20 protein-coding genes, 1 tRNA gene and 1 riboswitch are annotated in these 23,833 nt (G+C 29.8%); of the genes, 5 read left to right on the top strand and 16 right to left on the bottom strand.

From position 1 onward, the window contains the following. Positions 1-110: 110 nt before the first annotated feature. The gene (locus COL3_RS07330; protein ID WP_008418834.1) at positions 111-1,091 is read right to left on the bottom strand and encodes a glycoside hydrolase family 43 protein; all 981 of its coding nucleotides are present in this window, start codon (positions 1,089-1,091) and stop codon (positions 111-113) included. 46 nt (positions 1,092-1,137) lie between these two features. Next, positions 1,138-3,267 (bottom strand): glycoside hydrolase family 3 C-terminal domain-containing protein, encoded by a 2,130-nt coding sequence (locus COL3_RS07335; RefSeq protein ID WP_008418832.1) that lies wholly within the window; start codon positions 3,265-3,267, stop codon positions 1,138-1,140. A gap of 150 nt (positions 3,268-3,417) precedes the next feature. Here COL3_RS07335 and COL3_RS07340 point away from each other — a divergent pair, with 150 nt between their 5' ends. Further along, positions 3,418-4,188 carry an AraC family transcriptional regulator gene (locus tag COL3_RS07340; RefSeq protein ID WP_008418830.1) on the top strand — a complete coding sequence of 257 codons (771 nt, stop codon included), beginning with the start codon at positions 3,418-3,420 and terminating at the stop codon, positions 4,186-4,188. A gap of 120 nt (positions 4,189-4,308) precedes the next feature. Here COL3_RS07340 and COL3_RS07345 read toward each other — a convergent pair whose 3' ends face one another. The 7 genes from COL3_RS07345 to COL3_RS07370 all read right to left on the bottom strand — a co-directional run bounded on the left by COL3_RS07345 (position 4,309) and on the right by COL3_RS07370 (position 11,761). Further along, the gene (locus tag COL3_RS07345) at positions 4,309-6,075 is read right to left on the bottom strand and encodes a methyl-accepting chemotaxis protein (protein WP_008418828.1); all 1,767 of its coding nucleotides are present in this window, start codon (positions 6,073-6,075) and stop codon (positions 4,309-4,311) included. Positions 6,076-6,904: 829 nt separating this feature from the next. Then, complete coding sequence (locus COL3_RS28620) at positions 6,905-7,063, bottom strand: hypothetical protein (protein WP_008418826.1); 159 nt, start codon at positions 7,061-7,063, stop codon at positions 6,905-6,907. A gap of 372 nt (positions 7,064-7,435) precedes the next feature. Further along, positions 7,436-7,690, bottom strand: a complete 255-nt coding sequence (locus tag COL3_RS07350; RefSeq protein ID WP_008418825.1) for a hypothetical protein — start codon at positions 7,688-7,690, stop codon at positions 7,436-7,438. A gap of 231 nt (positions 7,691-7,921) precedes the next feature. Next, a complete protein-coding gene (locus tag COL3_RS07355) occupies positions 7,922-8,800 on the bottom strand; it encodes a tyrosine-type recombinase/integrase (RefSeq protein ID WP_008418823.1) in 879 nt (292 codons plus the stop codon). A 119-nt stretch (positions 8,801-8,919) separates the two neighbouring features. Then, positions 8,920-9,009, bottom strand: a tRNA-Ser gene (locus COL3_RS07360). 257 nt (positions 9,010-9,266) lie between these two features. Further along, entirely contained in the window at positions 9,267-10,508 is a 1,242-nt protein-coding gene (locus COL3_RS07365) for an Nramp family divalent metal transporter (protein ID WP_008418821.1), read from the bottom strand. Continuing rightward, positions 10,505-11,761, bottom strand: coding sequence for a CBS domain-containing protein (locus COL3_RS07370; protein WP_008418819.1), 1,257 nt, complete (start codon positions 11,759-11,761; stop codon positions 10,505-10,507). Before COL3_RS07370 ends, COL3_RS07365 begins: the two co-directional genes overlap by 4 nt. Before the next feature lie 233 nt (positions 11,762-11,994). Next, positions 11,995-12,166, bottom strand: a riboswitch (M-box (ykoK) riboswitch). A 277-nt stretch (positions 12,167-12,443) separates the two neighbouring features. Here COL3_RS07370 and rodA point away from each other — a divergent pair. From rodA to COL3_RS07385, 4 genes are all read left to right on the top strand, one after another. Then, positions 12,444-13,556 carry a rod shape-determining protein RodA gene (gene rodA / locus COL3_RS07375; protein ID WP_008418815.1) on the top strand — a complete coding sequence of 371 codons (1,113 nt, stop codon included), beginning with the start codon at positions 12,444-12,446 and terminating at the stop codon, positions 13,554-13,556. A gap of 78 nt (positions 13,557-13,634) precedes the next feature. Further along, a complete protein-coding gene (locus COL3_RS28395; protein WP_143327528.1) occupies positions 13,635-13,838 on the top strand; it encodes a hypothetical protein in 204 nt (67 codons plus the stop codon). Between the two features lie 52 nt (positions 13,839-13,890). Then, positions 13,891-14,409, top strand: a complete 519-nt coding sequence (locus COL3_RS07380) for a flavodoxin domain-containing protein (RefSeq protein WP_008418813.1) — start codon at positions 13,891-13,893, stop codon at positions 14,407-14,409. A gap of 42 nt (positions 14,410-14,451) precedes the next feature. After that, positions 14,452-15,009 (top strand): hypothetical protein, encoded by a 558-nt coding sequence (locus COL3_RS07385; RefSeq protein WP_008418811.1) that lies wholly within the window; start codon positions 14,452-14,454, stop codon positions 15,007-15,009. Positions 15,010-15,141: 132 nt separating this feature from the next. Here COL3_RS07385 and COL3_RS07390 read toward each other — a convergent pair whose 3' ends face one another. The 7 genes from COL3_RS07390 to hcp form a co-directional block, all read right to left on the bottom strand. Continuing rightward, positions 15,142-15,597, bottom strand: coding sequence for a nucleoside deaminase (locus COL3_RS07390; protein ID WP_008418809.1), 456 nt, complete (start codon positions 15,595-15,597; stop codon positions 15,142-15,144). A 222-nt stretch (positions 15,598-15,819) separates the two neighbouring features. Then, positions 15,820-16,761 (bottom strand): carbohydrate kinase, encoded by a 942-nt coding sequence (locus COL3_RS07395; protein WP_008418807.1) that lies wholly within the window; start codon positions 16,759-16,761, stop codon positions 15,820-15,822. Further along, complete coding sequence (locus COL3_RS07400; RefSeq protein WP_008418805.1) at positions 16,754-18,211, bottom strand: sucrose-6-phosphate hydrolase; 1,458 nt, start codon at positions 18,209-18,211, stop codon at positions 16,754-16,756. Before COL3_RS07400 ends, COL3_RS07395 begins: the two co-directional genes overlap by 8 nt. An 18-nt stretch (positions 18,212-18,229) precedes the next feature. Beyond that, complete coding sequence (locus COL3_RS07405) at positions 18,230-19,222, bottom strand: LacI family DNA-binding transcriptional regulator (RefSeq protein WP_008418804.1); 993 nt, start codon at positions 19,220-19,222, stop codon at positions 18,230-18,232. A 248-nt stretch (positions 19,223-19,470) separates the two neighbouring features. Beyond that, a complete protein-coding gene (locus tag COL3_RS07410; RefSeq protein WP_008418802.1) occupies positions 19,471-20,826 on the bottom strand; it encodes a sucrose-specific PTS transporter subunit IIBC in 1,356 nt (451 codons plus the stop codon). Positions 20,827-21,172: 346 nt separating this feature from the next. Beyond that, on the bottom strand, positions 21,173-21,646 hold the full coding sequence (locus COL3_RS07415) for a hypothetical protein (protein WP_008418800.1): 474 nt from the start codon (positions 21,644-21,646) through the stop codon (positions 21,173-21,175). 361 nt (positions 21,647-22,007) lie between these two features. Continuing rightward, entirely contained in the window at positions 22,008-23,711 is a 1,704-nt protein-coding gene (hcp, locus tag COL3_RS07420) for a hydroxylamine reductase (RefSeq protein ID WP_008418797.1), read from the bottom strand. Between the last annotated feature and the right edge of the window lie 122 nt (positions 23,712-23,833).

Raw genomic sequence — 23,833 nt, forward strand, 5'->3', positions numbered from 1 at the left:
ATCTTTACTTTTTAAAGTAACTTTAAAAAGTTTTGTTATAAATAAAAAAAGACAGATATATGAGGTATTATATCTGCCTTTCAAAATATATTATTTAATTATGGCTTGAGTTATTTAGGTAATTCTACTTTTTGAATAGTACCATCATCATTGTATTTTAATTCAGTGAATTTTACACAACGTTTGTTATCAGCTCCACCTGATAAAGAACTATCATGATAGAATAAGTACCATTTATTTTGGAACTCAACTATTGAATGATGAGTAGTCCACCCTACTACAGGATCAAGTATTTTACCTTTAAAAGTATAAGGACCTTTTGGATTTTTACTCATAGCATATACGATAGAATGAGTTGTACCAGTAGAATATGAAAGATAGTAATTTCCATTATACTTATGAACCCATGGACCTTCGAAATATCTTTTATCTTCATCACCTGCTAATATAGGGTTACCTTCTTCATCAACAATAGATATTTCTTGAGGATCTGATTTAAAAGTAAGCATGTCATCATTTAATTCAGCTACTCTTGGTCCTATAGCAGGCGCTGTAGCAGCAGGGCCTTCACCGTCTGGATTAAAATCCCCAGTTTGCCATTTTTCTAGTTGTCCTCCCCAAAGACCTCCAAAATAAACATATACTCTATTATCATCATCCATTAAAACAGCAGGGTCAATACTATAGCTGCCAGGTATATAATTTTCTTGAGCTTTAAATGGTCCAGCAGGGTTTGAACTAGTGGCTACTCCTAGTCTAAAAATACCATCCTTATCTCTAGCTGGGAAAAATAAATAATATGTGCCATTTTTATAAGCTGCATCTGGAGCCCATAATTGTTGACTTGCCCATGGAATATCCCTTAAGTGAAGAGCTTCACCATGATCAATACAAGGCGAATTCATGTCATCAATAGATAAAATATGATAGTCCTCCATATTATATTGATCACCATTATCGTTTGAAATCTGAACTTGATCAAGGTCGTGAGAAGGATAAATATAGATTTTGTCTTCAAATACATGAGCAGATGGATCTGCAGTATAAATATTAGTTACTAAAGGTTCATTTTGTTTTATTACGTTTTTCATACGATTCTCTCCTATATCTTTTAATCTTTATTTATAAGTTAGATATTTATGCTAATTCAACATTTATTTCTAAGGGCGCTACTGATGTAAGTTCAAAACTTCTCTTATCTGGTTGTGATATGCCAACAAATAATTTAAAACTCTTACTATCCAGTAGTCTCTCTCCATCATTATTTACAGCTTCAAAGGATCTTTTACTCAATTCTATAGTTACAGTTTTACTTTCACCTTTTTTCAATGAGACACGCTTAAATCCTGCTAAGCTATGATTTAATACAGCATATTTTGATTTTAAATCTTTTACATAACATTGAACTACTTCTTCAATACCATAGTTCCCTGTGTTTCTAATATCTATGCTAATATCGAAACTTTCAAAATCAGCTTTAACAAAAGGTACCTGTAAATTAGATAATTCTACTTTTGAATAAGTTAAACCATATCCAAATGGATACAAGCTTTCATGCTCTAAATACCTATATGTTCTTCCTTTCATTGAGTAATCAGTAAATTCAGGAAGATTCGCAGTATCTTTATAAAAGGTTACTGGCAATTTACCACTTGGAGAACATTTTCCAAATAATATATCTGCCACAGCAGTACCTCCATGACTACCTGGATACCATGCATTTAAAATAGCCGCACATTTTTCTTCTGCCCCATTAAATGTTAAGGCACTTCCAGCTCCAAGAACAACTATAACTGGTTTTCCTACTTCAAGTACTTTTTCTAGTAAATTTTGTTGTCTTCCTGGTAAGTTTAGACTTTCTTTATCTCCTGCACCATAGCTATTACCAGCATCACCTTGCTCTCCTTCAATAGTAGAGTCTAATCCTAAACACAATATAACTACATCAGACCTTTCGGCAACTGAAATCGCTTCAGATAATCTATCGTCTGGTCCTGCTAAGTCTTCCACCTTATCTTTAAATAAGTGGCATCCTTCAGAATAATACACTCTTATATTGTCCCCAACTGCATTATGAATACCTTCTAAGATTGTAGTATACTTAGATGCTGTTCCAGAGTAATTTCCCTTTAGCATAATTTCACTATTTGCATTAGGACCAATTACTGCTATTGACTTTAGACTTGATTTATCTAATGGAAGAGTTCCATCATTTTTTAGCAATACCATTGATTTTCTAGAAGCTATTAAAGCAATTTCATTATGCTCTTTACAATCGTTTACCTCATACGGTATCCTGTTATATTCACAGTCTTCATCAAACATACCTAATTTAAATCTTGTTGTCATTAATCTTTCTGCTGCTGTAGTTATTTGTTCTTCAGTTACTAAACCCTCTTTATACGCTAATAACAAATTAAGATACATATTTCCACAGTTAAGATCGCAGCCATTTTCAATTGCTAATGCAACAGATTCAGTTGCTGTACTGGTAATCATATGATGTAAATGAAAATCTGCAAGAGCCCAACAGTCAGATACTACATGCCCCTTAAATCCCCATTTACCTCTTAAAATATCCTTTAATAAAGTCTTACTACCGCAGCATGGTTCTCCATTTGTACGATTGTATGCTCCCATTACGCTTTCAACATTTGCTTCTTTTACACATGCTTCAAATGCTGGTAAATATGTTTCATATAAATCTTTCTTTTCTACAACAGCATTAAATTCATGCCTTAACCCTTCTGGTCCGCTATGGACTGCAAAATGTTTAGCACAAGCAGCTAGCTTTAAATACTTTCCTTCTCCTTGCAATCCTTTTATGAATGCAACTCCCAACCTAGATGTTAAATATGGATCTTCTCCATAAGTTTCATGTCCGCGTCCCCATCTAGGATCTCTAAAAATATTTACATTTGGAGACCAATAGGTTAATCCCTTATATATGCCTCGATCATCTTTTTTGCTATATTCATTGTATTTTGCACGTCCCTCTGTAGAAATTATATCTGCAATTTCCCCTAGAAATTCTTCATCAAATATAGCCGCTAAACCAATTGCTTGTGGAAACACAGTAGCTGTCCCAGCTCTTGCTACTCCATGAAGTCCTTCATTCCACCAATTGTATTCTGGCACATTTAAATGTTTTATTGCTGGTGATTGGTACGTTAACTGCTCCGCTCTTTCTTGTAACGTCATCTTTGATACTAATTCCTTTGCTGCATTTACAGCAAATTCATGAATATTTTCTTGTTCGCTATTCATATATATCCCTCTATTCCTTAAATATTTATGGAGCCTAAAATTTATATTAAATTGTTCACTTGATAATTTAATAATATAAAATTTATAGTTGACGTAACAAGAAAGTATTTATATAATTGTAGACAAAATTTACTCTCTTGGAGGTATTCTATGTTAAAATACGAGTCGTATCATTTTGGTGAAAATACTCTTTTTTCTCACTACCATCCAGTTAGCCTTAATTACCCTATTCATCTACATCGAAGCTTTGAGTTTATATATATTATGGATGGGAGTTTACAGGTTTCTGTTAATAATAGAAACTTTGACCTAAAAAAAGGTGATTGTATATTGATTTTGCCTTATGAAATCCATTCTCTTTCAACTGAGAAATATTCTGATGCTCGTATTTGCATATTTTCTCCTGAATATGTGAAAACATTTGATAGCATGATTTATGGTAAATTTCTAGAAAATCCCGTGTTTAATTTATCATATAATGCTCAAGCCCTTATACTAGACAAAATTTTCAGAGATAATGTTAATGTTCTCCAAATGAAATCCTGTCTATATTTATTATGCTCTGAAGTTATGGAGCATACAAAATTACTTGTAAGTGTAAAAAATGATTATGAATTATTACATAAAATTCTTAACTATATACAAGAAAATTTCACTAAAGACATCTCATTAAAAAGTGTTGCCGATGAATTTTGCTATAGTTACAACTATCTTTCCAAATACCTAAATAACGTACTAGGAATATCCTTTGTGGATTTTATTAATCAAAATAGAGTTAACTATGCCGCTTATTTGTTGAAAAATACAGAAGATTCAATTACAGATATTACTTATAAATGCGGATACTCTAGTATACGTTCATTCAATAGAAATTTTTTAAAGATCATGAATAAGACTCCTAAAAGTTATAGATATTCTTAATTCACGGTTAATCTTAATTTAGAAATAAAAAGTACCTGAAATCTCTATAATCATGAGATTTCAGGTACTTTTAGATGATAGATTATAATTTCCTGTTAGATTTATTCATCTTAATATACTTTATTTAACTTGAAAGGCATCAACTGCTTCTCTAAGTTTTTCTGCAAGTCGATTTAGATCTTGAGTATGTTTAGCTATTTGACTAACATTCGCCAATTGCTGCTCACTTGTAGCTGAAATTTGTTCAGTAGCAGCAGAGTTTTCTTCAGTTGAAGCTGAAAGAGTTTCTAAGACATCAACAATCTCATTTTTTTCATTTTCCATTTCAAGACTGTAAGTTTTTAAGTTTTTCATATCGTCTGTAATTTTTTCTACAGACCTTAATATTTCAATAAATACATCTTTAGCTTCCAACACTGACTCACTTTGTTCTTTAGCTATAATCTTTCCATCTTCTATAGCCTTTACAGCTGCTTTTGATTTATCCTGTATTCCAACAATTAATTCTTTAACCTTCGCAGCAGATATTGACGATTGTGAAGCTAATTTTCTAACTTCCTCAGCAACTACAGCAAAACCTTTTCCTTGTTCACCAGCTCTAGCAGCTTCTATAGCAGCATTTAAAGACAATAAGTTTGTTTGTTCTGAGATTTGGCTTATTGCCTCAGTAATAGCTCCAATTTCAACAGAGTTTTTATCAACTTCCATTATTATATCACTTGTCTTTTCAGTAGCTTTGCTGTTTTCATTTGATTTTTTTGAAAGTATCTCAATCGCCTTTAAACCTCTGTTGCTTATATTAGTAGTTTCAGCTGCAACATCGTTAGTTTTTATAGTTAGCTTTGTAACTAAATCTATTTTTTCTGATAAATTTTTAACTTTAATAACTCCATTTTCAGTTTCTCTTGCCTGTTGATTTGAGCCTTTAGCAATCTCCTCAACTGATGCTGAAACTTCATTAATAGAAGCTGTATTTTCAGCTACAATTTCATCTAATAATCTAGAAGAGTCAAAAACAACATTAACAGAACTTTTAACTGAACTTATGAATTCATTGACGTTCTTGACCATTATATTGAAGGAATCACTCAAGCTGCCAATTTCATCTTTATTTTTTATTTTTATAGTTTTAATATTCAAATTACCTGAAGCTACAATATCTACAGCATTACTAATTTCTTTAATTGGAGTCGATATATGTTTTGCAAACAACATAATTACCGCAGACCCCAAAATAAGTATTGCCAAGAGTATAATAAGAGTAGTAATGAGAATATTATTTGACCCAACATTAAAATCATCCATGTAAGTTCCAGCACAAACTACCCATCCCCAATTAGGGTCAGTCTTTTGATAAGTTATTTTATCTGCAACCTTGTCTGAATTAGGAAGTGTCCACCAATAGGTCAAATATCCTCCACCATCATTAGCTATCTTGATTTGATCCTTAACAAATAAGGAACCATCTTTTTTATCTTTAGAATCTAATACATTTTTACCTTCTAAAGTTGGATGAACTGCTTCAACTCCTTCTTGAGTATAAGCTAATAAATAACCACTCTTTCCCAAACTTAAATTCTTATTAATTGCTCTTGTGCCATCTGCCTGTTTTTTTCCAAGCATATATTCCCTTACTTTTTCTTGAGCTTCATCAACAGTTAGTTTTCCTTGATCTACGAGTTTTTGATTTTCATCAATTACTTGTAATGTCATTTCCACGCTATTTTTCAATAAAATCTTTCCACTGTTTTCAAGCTCAGCTTTGGCTACATAGTAACTTACTAAGCCTAACACAAGCACAGGTATACTTAATAATAGTATCATTACTAAAATAAGCTTCATTTTAATTGGTAATCCTCTAGTTTTTTTAACTGTATTTTTCCTCATTTGCATTCCTCCAATATATGTTTATTTTTATTATCGGAATGTGGCTTATTAACTTAAACAAGGGTTGTTTTATAAATATTGAGATTGAATATTCTAATTAAATGATTTTATATGGTGATTATACTACTACACTCTTAAAAATTCCCTATCTAAATTTAATATCTACATGAATATTCCTTTGTATGTTATTTATATGTCAATTATATTCTTATTACCTTATAAAAATTCAATTTAATACTGATACCATTGATAATTGTATATATTGTACTGTTTGTATATACGATATACACAATTTAATATACAACAAAAGCACCTATATTAAATATAGATACTCGTCTAATCAATGATAAATCGTCCATTATTTCCCACTTTTAATTTTGCATGTAAATATAAAAAACGTAATGCATAAGTCTTTAAACGTTATATAATCTAAATTCTTGTTTGCTTCATTCTAAAAATTGCAAATCATATAATCAACATTACTTAATTGAATTCATTTTACTTCAAAAATCCATTAATCTACAAACAAAATAAATTAATAATTTAATTAAAATATCGATTATAAATATATTCTCAAGGCTTATATTTCATCATTTAACCAGATTAAGCTGTGTGACTAGTATTAGATAAATTATACATAATAAACGAAATAAAATGAAAAAAACTGCTTACTATGATTTTATTTTATTTATTATATTGTTTATTTTATTAAAATTTCTGATATAATATAAATAAGAAAAGCTTAGTAACTGCGAATTACTAAGCCAATCCTAGAACGTTTTTAGTTTTAGGGCTATTAGATTTTAATTAGATGTTAGAAAATGAACGCTTAATCTTGATCTGATGGGGCGTTCTTTTCTGTTGTCTTAAAATTTATTTTAAAACCTTTTATGCTAACTTCGAGATTAAACTCACAGCCTTTTGAATTAATTCTTAAAGCTCTATTAATCAGTATTACTAATAATATTAACATTGATATTATTAACATTCCATTTATGTTCCTTTTTAGATTTATTCTCAGCTCCCATTAAAATATTCCTTTCATATGTATTAAGCCTTATCTAATTGTAATTTTTGTCCATTATGTAAATTATATAGTATGCTTACTTGAATAACAATATAATAATCACGGTTTAAATTCAAAGCGAATATAAGTAAATCTTTGTCTCCCCCAAAAATATTACTATAAAAATCATAATCTGAAATCTAATACTATGCAGTAGTGTTCAATACTAATATTCATATACATCTATAATTAGGTACTTTCATTGATTTCACATATTTTCTTCTATCTATCTAATTGTTTTTCTAAATAAAATAAACTATGTAATTCAATATCACATAGTTTATTTTCGCTACTTTAAATACTTTTTTTGCTGATTATATCCCAATCTCCAAATAATATATGGTTAGCAATTATTTTTCCGTCCCAATCATCTGAAAAAAATTCTTCTTCATCAGTATAACCACTAACCGTAGCCATATATCCAGACTCATAATCATCGTCATCCTTAAATACTACTTGAAATTCTTTTTTTGAATACTCAGGACTATTTTTTAGTCCAATTGACATCTTACATGTTAACTCATAACCAAAAAGTTCTCTTACATTCATTAATAATCTCTCCCACATTAATATACTTTGACTATAAACCCATTATTTTCACTTAATTGGTATTATTGGTCATATATAATTATTACCCATTATTTCAATAAAATAAACCATTTTTTTATTTTCTTCACCAATTTGCATCTTTTTAATTGAATGTTTTCTATTAGCTATCGCATTTTTATAGTTCTTTTATTTTCCTTCTTATTTAATATATTTTCCAATGGATTAAACTCGTTAAAATCCCTTTTGCAAGTCATTAGTAAACATATTAACATAATTCCTTACAACTTCTATATCACTATGACCTAAAATTTTCTGTAGTCTAAATATATCACCACCGTTTAAAATCCAGTTTTTAGCGAATGTATGCCTAAATCTATGTATACCAGTTGTTTTCACCCCTTTTCTTCTATTGTAACTTCTTAAATTCTCACTTAAGGTATTTCTATTCAATTGTTGACCATAAGCATTACAAAATAAATAATCCTGATTTTCGCCTTTTCTAATACCTATATACTCTTTTAATATTAATATGATTGTTTCGCTTAATGGAATTATCAACGGTTTTCTATTCTTTGTGATGTTTAGATAAACTATGTTATTCGTAAAATCTATATCTTCAACTCTTATATTAATCAAAGAATTTAATCTATACCCAACTGCTAAAAGAAAGTTACATATAACCCAATTTCTGTATTCTGTAAAATCACACTTCTTAATATTAGGCTTTTTCAATAATAAATCTAATTCGTTTTGTGAATAGGTTTCAATAATCTCTTTATCCATCTTAGGCAAAGATATTTTAAACTCCTTCATGTAATTCTTTTTCATAAAGAAATATAGAATTGTTTTCAATGCTCTAACATATGTATTTAACGTTACACTATTTATATTTAATTCTTTCTTGCAAGACAATATAAAATTATCAACTGTATCTTTTGTAATTGAAGAAATAGGTGTTTTAGGTTCAATAAATTTATACACGTTTAACATATTATTGTCATAAAACCTTAAAGTATATTCTCTTAAATTTCTAGATTTGCAATCAAATATAAATTCATCATATCCTTCATCTAAAGTGGCTTTCTTATTAGTCATTTCAATCTTTTTCATAGTTAACACTCCTAACACACGTTTTTTTGAAAAAATAACACACGCCTAGCTATTTTTTATAACTAAGCGTGTGCTATCTTGTATCGTGTGTAAGTGACACTATAGGTCTTCTGCGTGTTTGGCGGAGAGAAGGGGATTTGAACCCCTGATAGAGTTGCCCCTATACACGCTTTCCAGGCGTGCTCCTTCGACCACTCGGACATCTCTCCATATCATTTATTAATAATTTTGTGCTAAATTATAATATCATATTATTTTTTTAAATTCAACTAAATATTTTAGGTTTATATGACTTATAATCCTATGAAACTTTAATACACCACTAAGAATGCATTGCAGATGATACCTTCCATACTTCTATTTTTAAATATCTTTAAAAAATTGAGAGTATAACTCTTTTCTAAATTATACTCTCTAGATATCTTAATACTAAAAAATCCATATATTTAACTCATCTATAGATCAATCACGAAAAAAGTGGTGATATAAATAGTATTACAGATAAAGTTATAATAAATATAACAGTAGCCCAAGATATAATATTTTGAATTTTATTGTTAACATATTCACCCATTATACGCTTATCATTAATCAAAATTATCATAAAGGATAATATAATAGGAGATAATATCCCTGCTATTTCTTGTGTTATAAGTATAATTTGAATAAGAGATATTCCAGGAAGTAATATAAACAATGCTCCCAAAACAATTATACCAGTGTATATTCCAAAGAAAGCTGGTGCATCTTTATAATCATTATCCACACCACTCTCCCAGCCAAAAGCCTCACATATAGCGTAAGAAGTAGAAAGTGGAATAACAGCTGTAGCAAGCACTGAAGCTCCAAACAATCCAGCTCCAAAAAGGATAAACGCCCATTCTCCAGCTAATGGCCTTAAAGACATTGCAGCTTCTTCTGCACTATCTATTGTTATACCAGCCTTGTATAAGGTTGCAGCTGTACAAACAATTATAAAAAAGGATACAGCATTCCCCCAAAAAGATCCTAAATAAACATCAAGTTTTTCATACTTATAGTCAGATATACTTATCTTTTTATCCACTATTGATGATTGTAGATAAAACTGCATATATGGAGTAATTGTTGTACCAATCATTCCTATGAACGTAAGGAGAAAGCCTGTATTTAATTCAATAGTAGGCGTAACCATTGATGTAAAAACAGTTTCCCAACTTGGTTTAGTTAAAAATGCTGAAATAATATAAGTAAAAAATACAAAAGTAAATAATAAGAAAATATTTTCTACCTTCTTATACGATCCTTTAGTCACTAGAAACCATATCATTATTGATACAATAGGTATTGATATATATTTACTTATGCTAAAAAGTTCTAAGCTCGCAGCAATACCTGCAAAATCTCCCAAAACAACTCCCATGTTTGCAATTAACAAAATAGTCATAGCAAAGAAAGTAAGCTTCACTCCAAACTTCTCTCTAATTAAATCAGATAACCCTTTACCAGTTACAACAGCCATTCTTGCATTCATTTCCTGTATTACTGCAAGACTGAATGTAATTAAGAGTAATCCCCATAACATTTTATATCCATATGAAGCTCCGACTGAAGCATATGTTGTAATGCCACCAGCATCATTACCTGCATTTACAGTAATTAATCCTGGTCCGATGATAGTCATAATGAAAAGTATCTTTTTGAATCTATTAGATAATACTTTTTTCATAATACAACCCTCCTCAATCGTGTATACTCATGAATGCTATCGTTTAAGGACACTACGCCCACTAAGTCGTTATCTTCATCTATAACAGGTAGGCAAATAAGGTTATATTTGTGCATTAAGCTAATAGCATCTTCTACCTCATCTGTGTCTCTTAAACTTTCAGGCCTAGTAGTCATGATATTATAAAGTTTTGCATCCTTGTCAGACGCAATAAGTGAAAATAAAGATACAACTCCAATAAGGTTATTTTTATCATTAGTAATGTATATATAATAGCTTTCCTCCTCACTTGGAGAATTAGTTTGAATCCAAGTGAAAACTTCATTTACTGTTATATCTGGCAAGAAAGTTATAAAATCTTTTGACATAATACTTCCTACTGTCTCTTTTTCATACTCCATAAGCTCTCTTATTTCGCCTTGGCTTTCTTCATCCATTTGAGTAAGAAGTTTTTCTGCTCTATCCTCTTCTATTTCCTCAAGAATATCAGCTATTTCATCGGATGGCATAATCTCTAGTATATCAGAAGCCCTCTGGTCAGACATAGATTTCAACAAATTTATTTGAACATCAGTTTCTATTTCCTCAAAAACCTCAGCAGCTTTTTGATTATTTAAGCTATTAAATAATATATCTCTGCTTTTACTATCAAGATCCTCAATTATATCCGCAATATCAGCCGCATGCAAAGTTTCAATTTTATTTATTGGCATTTGAAGCTGTAAATTGTTAACTCCAGTAGATAAAGTCTGTACATCATTCCATATAATCAGTTTATTTCTCAATCTATATTTTAAGGCTTCAGTTAATATTATAAAAGGATATTCTATTCCAAGTCGTCTAAGTAATCCCCTAGTTCCTATATCAACAGCAACAAGCTGCCATTTAGAATTAATATTTCCAAGCCTTACATCATTAACACGTTCTACTTTCCTGCCATTTATATCAACTATTTGTTTATCTAGAAAATCCCTTACTAAATAAATATCTTCTTCACTTGGTAATTTTGTTACAAGACTTTCGCTATTAATTTTAATAAAGTATTTTTCTTTTTCATCCTTGAATACATCAAGTGCATCCGCAGATACATAAAAAGATTTTCGCCAATTTGTAATTTGTATATATACTACAGTAGGCTTTTCTTGACTAAAATCAAGAACAAGGTCATTTAATTTACCAATTATTTGTCCCGAGATATTGTGGATTTCTTTATGAATAATTTTACTAAAAAAGAAGTTTGTTATTTTTTTCAAATGTTTCACCCTCTCAATTTAGGGCATGAAAAATGCATCCAATTAATGCCCTAAAATTAGTATTACTTGAACTTAAATAAAAATGCATAATACAATTATCCGTATCATAGTCATCCATTGGCTGCACCTCCTTGAAATAATAATAAAACCCTCCACTTATATAGTGAAGGGTTACCTACCAAATAATAACATTACAAATATACCTAATACTAGCGATAAAGCATAATTGTGATATCCACCTTCACTCGTTGAGTTTTAGCACTATATAGCATAGAAAACCATTTGGTCTTCGGCTACATTAAGTAGAACCTTAATCCGGCAATACCTGTTGACCCCTTGGCGTCTTTCGACGTTTCTGGGCAGCAGCATGTATCTATATAGGAGCCTCACCTAACAAAGATTTTATTTTCTTTCTTAATTCTACTACCATACAATATAATACGTCAATAGAAAATATACTATCATTTCTTAATTTCGTCATCATCATCTGTTTTGTAGTCTTATTTTAACGTTAAATTGGTAACATAATTATTTGCTATAGACATTGTATAACACTGAATTCTACAGTTTTACAAAAATATTAAGTTAAAATTAAGATTCATTACAAGTAATTGTTTGTTGTAATTAATTCAGAGATAATTATTGTATAAATTTATTACTCGACTTTATGGAGGATTTGCAAATGAAAAAATTTTTGATTAATAGAAGATTTCTCAGGCAATTAGATCTCACAATGCTTATAACATCTGTTATTATAAGTATATTTGGAATTTTAAATATTTATAGTGTGACCAATTCAAATTTTGGACTTTACTATGGTAAATTGCAAATATTATGGCTAATTATCGGACTAGCTATAGTCTATTTTATTTTAGTATTTGATTATAATACTCTAGGCTCATATTCAAAATTAATTTATTGGTCAGGAATTGCACTTTTACTATTTAATGATATTACTAGTAAATCAGTAAAGGGAGCTTCATCATGGATAAGACTTGGAAATAGAGCTATAGAGCCTGGTGAATTTGTAAAATTTGGACTAATATTAATACTTGCAAAAAAATTAGATGACATGGATGGTAATATAAACAACCCTAAAAATTTTCTTATTGTATCTTTCTATGCGTTAATTCCAATGTTTCTAATAGTAATTCAACCCAATCTTGGAATGACACTTATTTGCTTATTTATTACACTTGGAATGTATTTTATTGCAGATTTAGATTTAAGAGTTCTTACTATAGGTTTTTCATCCGTAATTCCATTGAGTCTTATTATATGGTTTAGTGGTATATTGAAAACATATCAAAGACAAAGAATTCTTGTATTTTTAAATCCAGAATCATATCAACAAAACGCAGGTTTTCAGTTGATGCAATCTATAACTGGTATAGGAGCCGGTGGATTATTCGGATCTGGATTCCTAAAAGGTGTTCATTCATCAGGAGGCTTTATTCCAGAAGTTCATACAGATTTTATATTCGCGGTGGTTGGAGAAGAATGGGGATTCTTAGGCGCTATTATTTTACTCACATTATATGGCCTCTTAATTTATAGAATGATCAAAATAGCAAAAGAATCTAAGGATATTATCGGGCGCCTTATTTGCATTGGCACTGCATCAGGTTTTTTATTTTCCATTTTTCAAAATATAGGTATGACTATAGGTCTTATGCCCGTTGCAGGTATTACACTTCCATTTATGAGTTATGGCGGAAGTTCGATTCTTGTAAATTTTATGTCCTTAGGCCTTGTATTAAATGTTGGGATGAGAAAAAGCAAAATTAACTTTTAAAATTACTTTCATTAAGGTTTTTTAAGAATCATATTCTCTTAAAGAACCTTATTTTTTCATTAACATTTCTTATTTGTTTTGTTATTTTTTTTTGAAAAAAGAAAAAATACAGAAGATAAATTCCTTAATGACTTTTTTAAAAATCTAACTAAGGAAGACATTAACAACGTATATACAGCTTTTTTAAAGCTTTCTAATACTATTATTGAACTAGATAATACTTCAAAAACCGGATTCCCATATGGCAGTCTAAATTATTTAACAGACTTAGATAAAAACTAGAAGCTAGATATATTCCGATTACTATAATTCCAAACTTAAGGAGTGATTAATTATGAAGATTTTAATTTTATTCGCATCAAAATATGGTGGTACAGAAAAATGCGCTAATTTACTTTCTGAAAAGCTACAAGGGGATGTCAAAATAATTAATTTAAAAGCCACTAAAAATATACCTATTTCTGATTATGACAAGGTAATTATAGGCACATCTATTTATGCAGGAAATGTTCGCTCTGAAGTAAAAAAATTTTGTTCTGATAATCTTAATTCTCTTATGAGTAAGCCTTTTAGCTTATTCTTATGCTGTTCAACAGATAAAAAGTCAGAGATAAATTCATATGTTGAAAAAGCCTTTCCTAGTGAATTAATAAAACATGCAACTGTTATTGATTCATTTGGCTCAGTTTTTAATTTTTCTAAAATGAACTTTTTTGAAAGACAAATTATTAAAATGATTGGAAAATCTAAAAACAAAACAGGAGAGTCTGATATTAAATTAGATGGAAAAACTAATGTTTCCACTATATCAAATGAAAAGATCTTAGAATTTGCAAATATAATAAATCGATAAAAATTATCAATTCTAACTATTACTTATAGGAGTGAATTAACTATGTTTAAAAAAATATTATTAAGCATTGTTTCAATAATTGTACTAATAATTTTATCTGGAATTACAACTGTAGTTGTGTTTAAAAGTAGTATAGACAAGCAACACGCCAGTAATGAAGTTATTGCAAGAAGTAATAATACAAATGGCAAAGAAGCTTTAATCATTTATCAGAATTGTGAATCAAAATTTCCAGAAGAAATAGCATCTTCTCTAGCCTCTGGATTAAATGATGCTGGATATACTGTGATTACTAATACTGCTGGCGATTTCTTGCCCAATGATATTTCTAAATATGATATTGTAATCTTAGGCGGTGCCACTTTAGCTGGAAATGTTGGCGAACCATTGCAAAATTATGCTCAGAGCATAAAAAATTATGGTAATGCTAAAATTATTCTATATTCAACAGGGGCCAATAAAGATAATATAACTGAAATCGACAAACTAAACTCTCTTTTAAGAAAAGACCCAATAAAAAAAGTAAAATTTGATTATTCTAATAAAGAAGAAAGTAAAGCTGATGCAATATCTCTAGGTAAGGAAATTGCAGGAAATTAAAAATCTCTTTTTTAAATATGTTGAAATTAAGGCTGTCATAAAGCTATATTAGAAAGTATGTTTATGTCTTAATATCAGCATATTTTTAATCTCTTATTAGTTAAATCCGCAAAGTTACTCATGTCATAAACACTATAATTCTTTAGGTGTAACTCTCCTGTTTTCAAAGAACTTTTTAAGTATGTCTGAGCACTCTTTATCATACATCCATTTGACACCTACAAAAGAATTTAACTCCCTGCTCTCCAATAAGTTTATTACCGATCCACAGGCCCCCATATCCTTATTAAAGGTTCCTATATAAACTTTAGAAATTCTACTTTGAACAATAGCACTTGCACACATAGGACACGGTTCCAAAGTTACATACATTTCGGCTCCTTTTAATCTCCAATCTCCAATATATTTTGCAGCCTCTTTTATTGCCAAAATTTCTGCATGTGCTGTACTATCGTTCAAAGTTTCTTTTAGATTATGAGCTTTCCCTATAATAATTCCATCTTTTACGATAACTGCTCCAACTGGAATTTCTCCTTTACTCATGGCTATACGTGCCTCATTCTTTGCAATATTCAAAAAACTATGCATTACGATGCTCCCTTCATTTCATTTCTCAATAATTCTTTTATATTTACTGTTACTTTTCAGAATGCGTTAACATATAATATAAATTATTAAATCATAAGCTTTTTACTCATTTATATTATTAACTATAATCATAAATCAAGAAAAATTGAACAAAAAAATAGAAGGGTTGTTACTAATTCCTTAGAAATAATCCCTTCTATCAAAATATTTTATTCTCAAAATTTAATTGTTTATTTGACTCAATGTAGGCATTGATGCTATTGCCCCATAATTAGTACATGTGATTGCACCTACTTTATTAGCAAATGAGACTATATCAATCCATTTCTCAAAACTTATATTCTTTTTATCTTCAATATCGGAAACTTGTTTTAATACAGCTCCAACAAAAGCATCACCTGCACCTGTTGAATCTACTTGTTTAATTTCTATAGAAGGAATTACTTTATTTTCACCTTTGACACTTAAGTAAGTTCCTTTAGCACCTAGAGTAATTGTTACCACCTTAACTCCTAAATCATGTAATTTATTAGCTCCAGCTTCTATGTCCTTTTCTCTAGTTATTAAATATAATTCTTCATCACTTAACTTAATAAAATCACTGTCTCTTATAAATTTGATACAATCCTCAATAAATGAATCCAATTTATCTTCTGTAATTAAAGCATCACGATAGTTAGGATCAAACGATATATAGATACTATTAGATTTTGCATATTCTAATAATTTAAAATAAGTCTTTTTTAATTCCCCTTCTAAAAATCCTGTAGCTGATCCAAAGTGAATTATATCAGCGTTTTTTATTCTTGATAAATTAATATTACTAAACGAATATTCTCCATCACTGCCTCTTAGGAAATCAAAATTACGTTCTCCATTACTATCAATTCCAACTAAGGCAATAGTTGTACTACCATTTTCCACAGTCATTTCAGTATTTATATTTAGATCCATTAACAATTCAATTAGATGTTTCCCGAAGAAATCATTCCCTACTTGACCTAAAAAATAAGCATTTCCTTCTAATTTAGATATACTCGCCGCTACATTTGCTGGGGCTCCACCAGCCTTTTTTTCAAATTTTTCTCCATCTTTCAGGCCTTTATTATCAACACAAACCATGTCAATTAAAAGTTCTCCAATGCAAAAGACATTATTACTCATATCTCACACTCCTTAAATTCCACATACTTAACTCATTAACTTTAATCTTGTCATCACTTCTAATTTGAATTTGTAACTGTTCCTCATTAGGAAAATACATTAATGTAGTTACTTCAAGTCCGTCTTGGTAATATATTTCCATAATAGAATTATCAATAAACATATTTAGCTTCAATTCTTCCAAAACCTTTAGTTTAAACCTTCTTACTCCTCTTCCGCCAAGATTCATATTACTTCTATCAATAGTGCATACCTGGTTTATTTTATCATAAGTTAATAGTATATATTCCTCATTAAACTTAAATTTCATTTCTATAAAGTTAGCCTTATACATTTCTATGTTTAATACTATTTCTGCACATCTTGAGCCCAAATCCAAATTATAATTATCAAAAATCAATCCATTAACATCTAAAACTTGAGCTTGTCTTAAATTCTTGATTTCTTCTAAAGGTTTTTGATAAAGTACATTATCTTTATATTCTAAAACTCTAGGCATAGTCAATGAATACATCCATCCAAAATCAGATGTTGGATACTCAAAATCCTTATCGGGAAGTCCTACCCATCCAAACATTATATTTTTATTTTTATGGTTAAATACTTGTGGTGCATAAAAATCAAATCCCATATCTAGTTCTTTAAACTCAGTATGGTTTTTTAATTGAATATCTTTTAAGCTTAACTCACCGATTACATAACCTGACTGATATATATTTTGATTTCTAAATTCTTCGCAATTTAGCCCTTGTGGTGAAAAAATTAATGCATGTTTATCTTCGTTAAGCTTAATAACATTTGGGCATTCCCACATGTATCCAAAATTATGCATATTAGTTTTTAACTCCCCAAGCAATGCCCAACTAACAGAATCTTTTGACTTATAGATTAAGGCTTTTCCCTTTAAATCGTTATTTTGAACTCCAAGAATCATATAATAAATACTATCTTCCATAAATATATATGGATCTCTAAAGTGAGCTGTATATCCATCAGGCTGCTTCTCGATAATCACACCATGTTTTTCAACTGTCCCATCCTTATGATATACAGCTACACACTGATATGATTCCCTTTCATCATTATATCCTTTTACATTTCCTGTATAGTACAACTTAAGTTCATCATCCTTAACCAATCCACATCCCGAATAACACCCATTCTTATCAAACCAATCTTCTGGTTTTAGTATTATTTGGGGCTTAGTGAAATTAATAAAGTCACTTGTTGTCACTAATCCCCAATGCTTTGTTTTGTGCTCACATCCAAAAGGGTTCCATTGATAAAATATGTGAAATTTATTATCATAATAACTTAATCCATTTGGATCGTTAATCAGCCCAAAAGGCATTTCAATATGAAAATTATTTCTCCATATGTTTCTCGTTTTATTACTATAATAATTATTTAATTCTTCGTTTATTTCTCGGTACGATTTTGGGTTTAACATCATCTTCCTCTTTTCATATTAATTTACTTCTCTTACACTCTCCCTTTCAATTAATCTTAAAGAGGTATCATTATTCTCTGCCAGCTCTTTTCCATCAATTAAATCCAAAATTCCTTGAGCTGTCTTCATCCCAATTAATTCATAATCAAAAGCTACAGTTGTAAGAGTTGGATATAAAACACTTCCTATGTCATATCCTCCAAAGCCAGCTACTGAAATTTCATCTGGCACTTTAACATTATTTTCATGCAAATATCTAAGTACCCCTAGGCAGATATTATCAGTAGCGCAAACTATAGCTGTAGGATTATATTTCAGAACTTCACTTGCCTTATTATATGCACTGCTAAAAGAAAAATCTGTTTCAACAAATTCAACATTACACTTTGGATTATTTTCTTTTACAGCATCAATAAATCCATTTTTCCGATCAACACCTACTGCTTTATCCCACTCATTTACCCCAAGGAATACTATATTACTATGACCTTTAGTTTTAAAATAATTTCCCATTATTTTTCCCGCTTCATAGTCATCTATTTTTATATAATTAATAAACTCGTTTTTCTGCCCAGAAAAAATTGTTGGAATTCTAAGTTTACTTGTTAATTCGATGTGCTTTTTAGTAATCGCCATAGAATTAATAATTATTCCATCAACTCCTTGTTGGCTTAAGCTGCTAATATTAATGAGCTCCTTTTCCATATCCAATTCGCTAATCAAAATAATTCCCTGATAGCCATTTTCTTTTAACTTCTTATTGACCCCAGTTAAAAACTTACCTACTGTAACTGAATCAATTCTAGGAATTACAATACCGATTAATCCACTTTTTTTAGTTTTTAATCTTTTCGCAAAGAAATTGGTTTCAAAACCTGTTTTCTCAATTGCCTCTCTTATTTTTTTTGCATTTTCATCACTTACATACCCATTATTTAAATATCTAGAGACACTGCTCTTAGATACATTAGCCATATTAGCAATATCTTGAATTGTAACTTTTCGATCCATATTATCCTCCAAATAAGTTTTTGTTAATATTATTATATAACATTATTATATATTATTGAAAACAACTTATTTCTAGGCATAATAGCTTTCTAATCATATATCCTAAAGCTTTTCGTTTACTTAATATAAGCAGATAAGATCTAGTAAGTAAAATTTCTCTCACTAAATCTATCCACTTATAACAATTTATTAGAGTTACCTATTTTAATTAGATTGCATTAATATAAAGTTTTCAATACCAATCTTTTCTATTCTTCTGGTTTGAAGAAGAAATAAGTTAAGCAGAATGCCACCGCTATTGCTATAGCATTAATTAAAATATAACTTGGTAAATTATTTACATATAACAACATACCTGGAATAGCTGTAATTCCCATTCCTGTACCCGCCATGCCAAGCATAGCTGCAACCATACCTCCAACGGCTCCACCTACACAGCCAAAGGCAAATGGTTTGATAAATCTTAAATTAACACCAAAGATTGCAGGTTCAGTAATCCCTAAAAATGCCGGAATTGCTGATGAAATGTATAATGAACGTTTCTTTTTATCTTTTGTCTTAACTGCTACTGCTAAAGCTGCCGCACCTTGTGAAACAATACCACAAGTTATTATCGCATTAAACGCATCTTTTCCTGTACTTGCTAATAATTGAACTTCTAAAGCACTTAATGCATGGTGAACTCCTGTAACTACTATAAGTTGGTGAACTCCTCCAATTATTAAACCTCCAATTCCAAATGGAAGTCCCATGAATGCTCTAATAGCTCCAAAGATCAATTGTTCAGCATTATGCATGATTGGTCCAACTATTAATAATCCTAGTATCATTGAAAATAATAACGTAATAAATGGTGTAACTATTAAATCTAATACATCTGGTACTACTTTTTTAAGGGCTTTTTGAGTTTTAGCTGCAATAATTCCAAGTATTAATGCTGGTAATACAGACCCCTGGTATCCCACAACTGGAACTGTTAATCCTAGTATTGAAAGATTTATTGGCGTTGCTGTTCCCGCTGCTACAGCATAAGCATTCGGTAAGCTAGGTGATACAAGCATTAAACCGATTACTATTCCGATAACAGGAGTTCCACCAAACTTTTTCATTGTTGACCAGGCAACTAATGCTGGTAAAAATGCAAATGCAGTATCAGTTAGTACCTGAGTAAAAAGAACAAAGTTATCATTCATTTGTATTCCCAAGTTTTGTATAAGCCCTCTTAATCCCATAAATAATCCTGTTGCAACTAGCACTGGGATTATCGGAACAAATACATCACCAAAAGTTCTAGAAATCTTTTGTACTAATGTCATTTGACTATAAGCTTCTTCTTTGTTATTTCCAGTAACTAAATCTGAATTTTGCCCAACTATAACATCATAAACTTTATTTACAAATCCTGTTCCAAGGATTATTTGATATTGAGCAGCCGCAAAAAACTGACCTTTCACTCCATCAATATTTTCAATTGCCTTTTCATTAATTTTCCCTTTATCTTTAAGTATGAGTCTAAGCCTTGTTGCACAATGTTCTACTGATTTGATATTTTCTTTTCCACCAATATTCTCTAGAATTTCTTTTGCTACAATCTGTTCCTTCATAAATATCCCCTCCTGAATAATAAATGATTCGAAAACCGTTTTCATACTTATATGATATCAGTTCCACATATATGGTGTCAATACCTTTTTGTATATTGATAAATTATTATGTTTTTATTATTACTGATAACACCATTAGTTATTGCAAAAAATTTAAAACAAACCATAATTGAAACATTCAAAATAGAAATGAATAATTATAAAACCCTAACACATGTGATATCAGTTCCATAAGAATTCATTAAACTTTATTTTCTTAATTAAATTTTTCTATAAAAAAAGAAAATTATCCCCTTTTATATAAAAGGAATAATTCTCATTCATTGCTATTTTCAATATCTTTATTCTATAATGTCATTTTTTGAACATAAATTATCTTCACTATCTTTTCTATTTCAGCATTTAACGCTAACTGTATCGTTTTATTATTATTTAATTCAAAAGTGTATATGTTTAATCCATTTAAGTTAGTATTATAATATGCTGTCACACCTTTTTTAAGAGCATTTTTTCTTTCTGTAAAATAAACTCTTCTAACGTCATCCCTATTAATCTTTTGAGCTATCTTTCTCCTACTTGCATTATATACTTTAGTTATTGTAATATCACCATTATATAATTCGTATTCATAATCAATATACATCATATAGCTGCCAGCAAAAAATGCTAAAGCTACTATTCCTAATGCAATTCCAATAATAAGTGATGCGAAAACAAACATTAATGCAATTACTCCAAACGCAATTGATAAATATTTAAGCATGTTACTAAGTCTCTTTGGTCTGTCCGATGGAATAAATTGTTCTAAAACAACTTCCATATTTCCACCCCTTTCTTTCTCTTATCCTTATATTAAATATTTTAAATTATTTAGCAATAATATCAAGTACTATTATGTATATCATACATTTTATTTGGTAACCTTTGCATTATTTTTTGTGATATATTACATAGTTTAAATATCGATTTATAATGAACTAATTTTTTAAACTCACTTAAGTTTAGACCAATTGCAATATCTCAATATTATTTAATTTAAGTATATTGAGATATTTCATCAAAAAATAAATCCTAGTTATATTAAATAACTAGGATTTCATATTATTTGATTAATATTATGTTAGTATTATAGGATTTCCAATGTTTTTTAGTTTTATTTTTTATGAAATTATACAATAATATTAAGCTTCCATAAACATCTTCATATCATCATCTACATTAGTAATTCCACCAATTCCAAAGTTATCTACTAATACTTTTGCAACATTTGGTGAAAGGAAAGCTGGAAGTGTTGGCCCTAGGTGAATGTTTTTAACTCCTAAGTGTAACAATGATAATAATACTATTACAGCTTTTTGTTCATACCAAGCTATGTTATATGAAATAGGTAACTCATTAACACTCTTTAAGCCAAATACTTCTTGAAGTTTAAGTGCTATAACAACTAATGAATATGAATCATTACATTGTCCTGCATCTAATACTCTTGGAATTCCTCCAATATCACCTAAGTTTAATTTATTATATTTATATTTAGCACAACCAGCAGTTAAAATAACTGTATCTTGTGGTAATTTTTCAGCAAATTCAGTATAATAATCTCTTGATTTTGCTCTACCATCACAACCTGCCATTACAAAGAATCTCTTTATAGCACCAGATTTAACTGCATCTACAACTTTATCAGCTAAAGCTAGAACTTGGTTATGAGCAAATCCACCAACTATTTGTCCTTTTTCTATTTCAGTAGGGGCTTTACATTTTTTAGCCATTTCTATAACTTTTGAGAAGTCTTTTGTACCATCAGCCTTGGCTTCAATATGAGCACATCCTGGCATTCCTGTAGCACCTGTTGTAAATAATCTATCCTTATATGAATCCTTTGGAATAACTATGCAGTTTGTAGTCATAAGTATTGGGCCATTGAACTTTTCAAATTCTTCTTTTTGCTTCCACCATGCATTACCATAGTTTCCTGCAAAATGACTATATTTCTTGAATTTTGGATAGTACTGTCCAGCAAGCATTTCTCCATGAGTATATACATCTACTCCTGTTCCTTCTGTTTGCTCAAGTAACATTTCTAAATCTCTTAAATCATGTCCTGAAATTAATATTCCTGGATTAGTTCTAACCCCGATATCAACTGTTGTTATTTCTGGATGTCCATAGCTTTCAGTATTAGCTTTATCAAGTAATGCCATACCATCTACACCAAATTTACCTGCTTCTAATGCTAAAGCTACATAGTCATCAGCTGTTAATGTATCATCTATTGTAGCAGCTAATGCTTTTGCCATAAACCCATGAACTTCTTCATTATTGTATTTTAAGTTCATCGCATGCTTCATGTAAGCTGATAATCCTTTTAATCCATAAGTTATAAGTTCTCTTAAACTCCTTATATCTTCATTTTCAGTTGCAAGTACACCAACAGTTTCAGCCTTATTATCAAATTCTATTATATTATCAGCAGTCCAAGCCGCAGCATCTGGCATAATCATTTCTGTAGTTTGCATTCCAAATACTTTTTTGAAGAAACCACCACTTACTTTTACTTCGCCAACTTTACCACCAGCATTAATTACTTTAGCTTTTATTTCTTCTCTTACTTTTAAAGTTTCCTTTACTCTATCTAAAATAGAATCTCTATCAAAGTTAGCATTTGTAATTGTTGTAAATAAGTTTTCTACTATAAATTTATCAACTTTACTATCCTTAACTCCAACTTTTCTTCCTTCATTGCTTACAATAGCTAATCCTTTAGTTACATATATTAATAAATCTTGAGCTTTTGCCACATATTCATCTTTACCGCAAACTCCAACTTTAGTACATCCTTTGCATCCAGCTGTTTCTTGACATTGATAACAAAACATTGACATATTTAATTTCCCCCTATTTTTTCTTTATATTTATATTAATTTTCTTGTTTCTATTTCTCGCCTTTGACAATTAAGAGTTTACTATATTCTCTTCAACAATTCTGTAACATCTGTTACTAATT

Source organism: Clostridium sp. LS (genome assembly GCF_002760435.1).
GTDB lineage: Bacteria > Bacillota > Clostridia > Clostridiales > Clostridiaceae > Clostridium.

What these genes read in the sequence shown, in the direction of transcription:
- COL3_RS07415 (WP_008418800.1), bottom strand. Translation starts at nt 21,646, where the DNA reads ATGGAAGTTGTTTTAGAACAATTTATTCCATCGGACAGACCAAAGAGA.
- COL3_RS07350 (WP_008418825.1), bottom strand. Translation starts at nt 7,690, where the DNA reads ATGAATGTAAGAGAACTTTTTGGTTATGAGTTAACATGTAAGATGTCA.
- COL3_RS07405 (WP_008418804.1), bottom strand. Translation starts at nt 19,222, where the DNA reads ATGGATCGAAAAGTTACAATTCAAGATATTGCTAATATGGCTAATGTA.
- COL3_RS07365 (WP_008418821.1), bottom strand. Translation starts at nt 10,508, where the DNA reads ATGAAAAAAGTATTATCTAATAGATTCAAAAAGATACTTTTCATTATG.
- COL3_RS07340 (WP_008418830.1), top strand. Translation starts at nt 3,418, where the DNA reads ATGTTAAAATACGAGTCGTATCATTTTGGTGAAAATACTCTTTTTTCT.
- COL3_RS07410 (WP_008418802.1), bottom strand. Translation starts at nt 20,826, where the DNA reads ATGAAGGAACAGATTGTAGCAAAAGAAATTCTAGAGAATATTGGTGGA.
- hcp (WP_008418797.1), bottom strand. Translation starts at nt 23,711, where the DNA reads ATGTCAATGTTTTGTTATCAATGTCAAGAAACAGCTGGATGCAAAGGA.
- COL3_RS07400 (WP_008418805.1), bottom strand. Translation starts at nt 18,211, where the DNA reads ATGTTAAACCCAAAATCGTACCGAGAAATAAACGAAGAATTAAATAAT.
- COL3_RS07390 (WP_008418809.1), bottom strand. Translation starts at nt 15,597, where the DNA reads ATGCATAGTTTTTTGAATATTGCAAAGAATGAGGCACGTATAGCCATG.
- COL3_RS07335 (WP_008418832.1), bottom strand. Translation starts at nt 3,267, where the DNA reads ATGAATAGCGAACAAGAAAATATTCATGAATTTGCTGTAAATGCAGCA.
- COL3_RS07345 (WP_008418828.1), bottom strand. Translation starts at nt 6,075, where the DNA reads ATGAGGAAAAATACAGTTAAAAAAACTAGAGGATTACCAATTAAAATG.
- rodA (WP_008418815.1), top strand. Translation starts at nt 12,444, where the DNA reads ATGAAAAAATTTTTGATTAATAGAAGATTTCTCAGGCAATTAGATCTC.
- COL3_RS07330 (WP_008418834.1), bottom strand. Translation starts at nt 1,091, where the DNA reads ATGAAAAACGTAATAAAACAAAATGAACCTTTAGTAACTAATATTTAT.
- COL3_RS07385 (WP_008418811.1), top strand. Translation starts at nt 14,452, where the DNA reads ATGTTTAAAAAAATATTATTAAGCATTGTTTCAATAATTGTACTAATA.
- COL3_RS28620 (WP_008418826.1), bottom strand. Translation starts at nt 7,063, where the DNA reads ATGTTAATAATATCAATGTTAATATTATTAGTAATACTGATTAATAGA.
- COL3_RS07380 (WP_008418813.1), top strand. Translation starts at nt 13,891, where the DNA reads ATGAAGATTTTAATTTTATTCGCATCAAAATATGGTGGTACAGAAAAA.
- COL3_RS07395 (WP_008418807.1), bottom strand. Translation starts at nt 16,761, where the DNA reads ATGAGTAATAATGTCTTTTGCATTGGAGAACTTTTAATTGACATGGTT.
- COL3_RS07355 (WP_008418823.1), bottom strand. Translation starts at nt 8,800, where the DNA reads ATGAAAAAGATTGAAATGACTAATAAGAAAGCCACTTTAGATGAAGGA.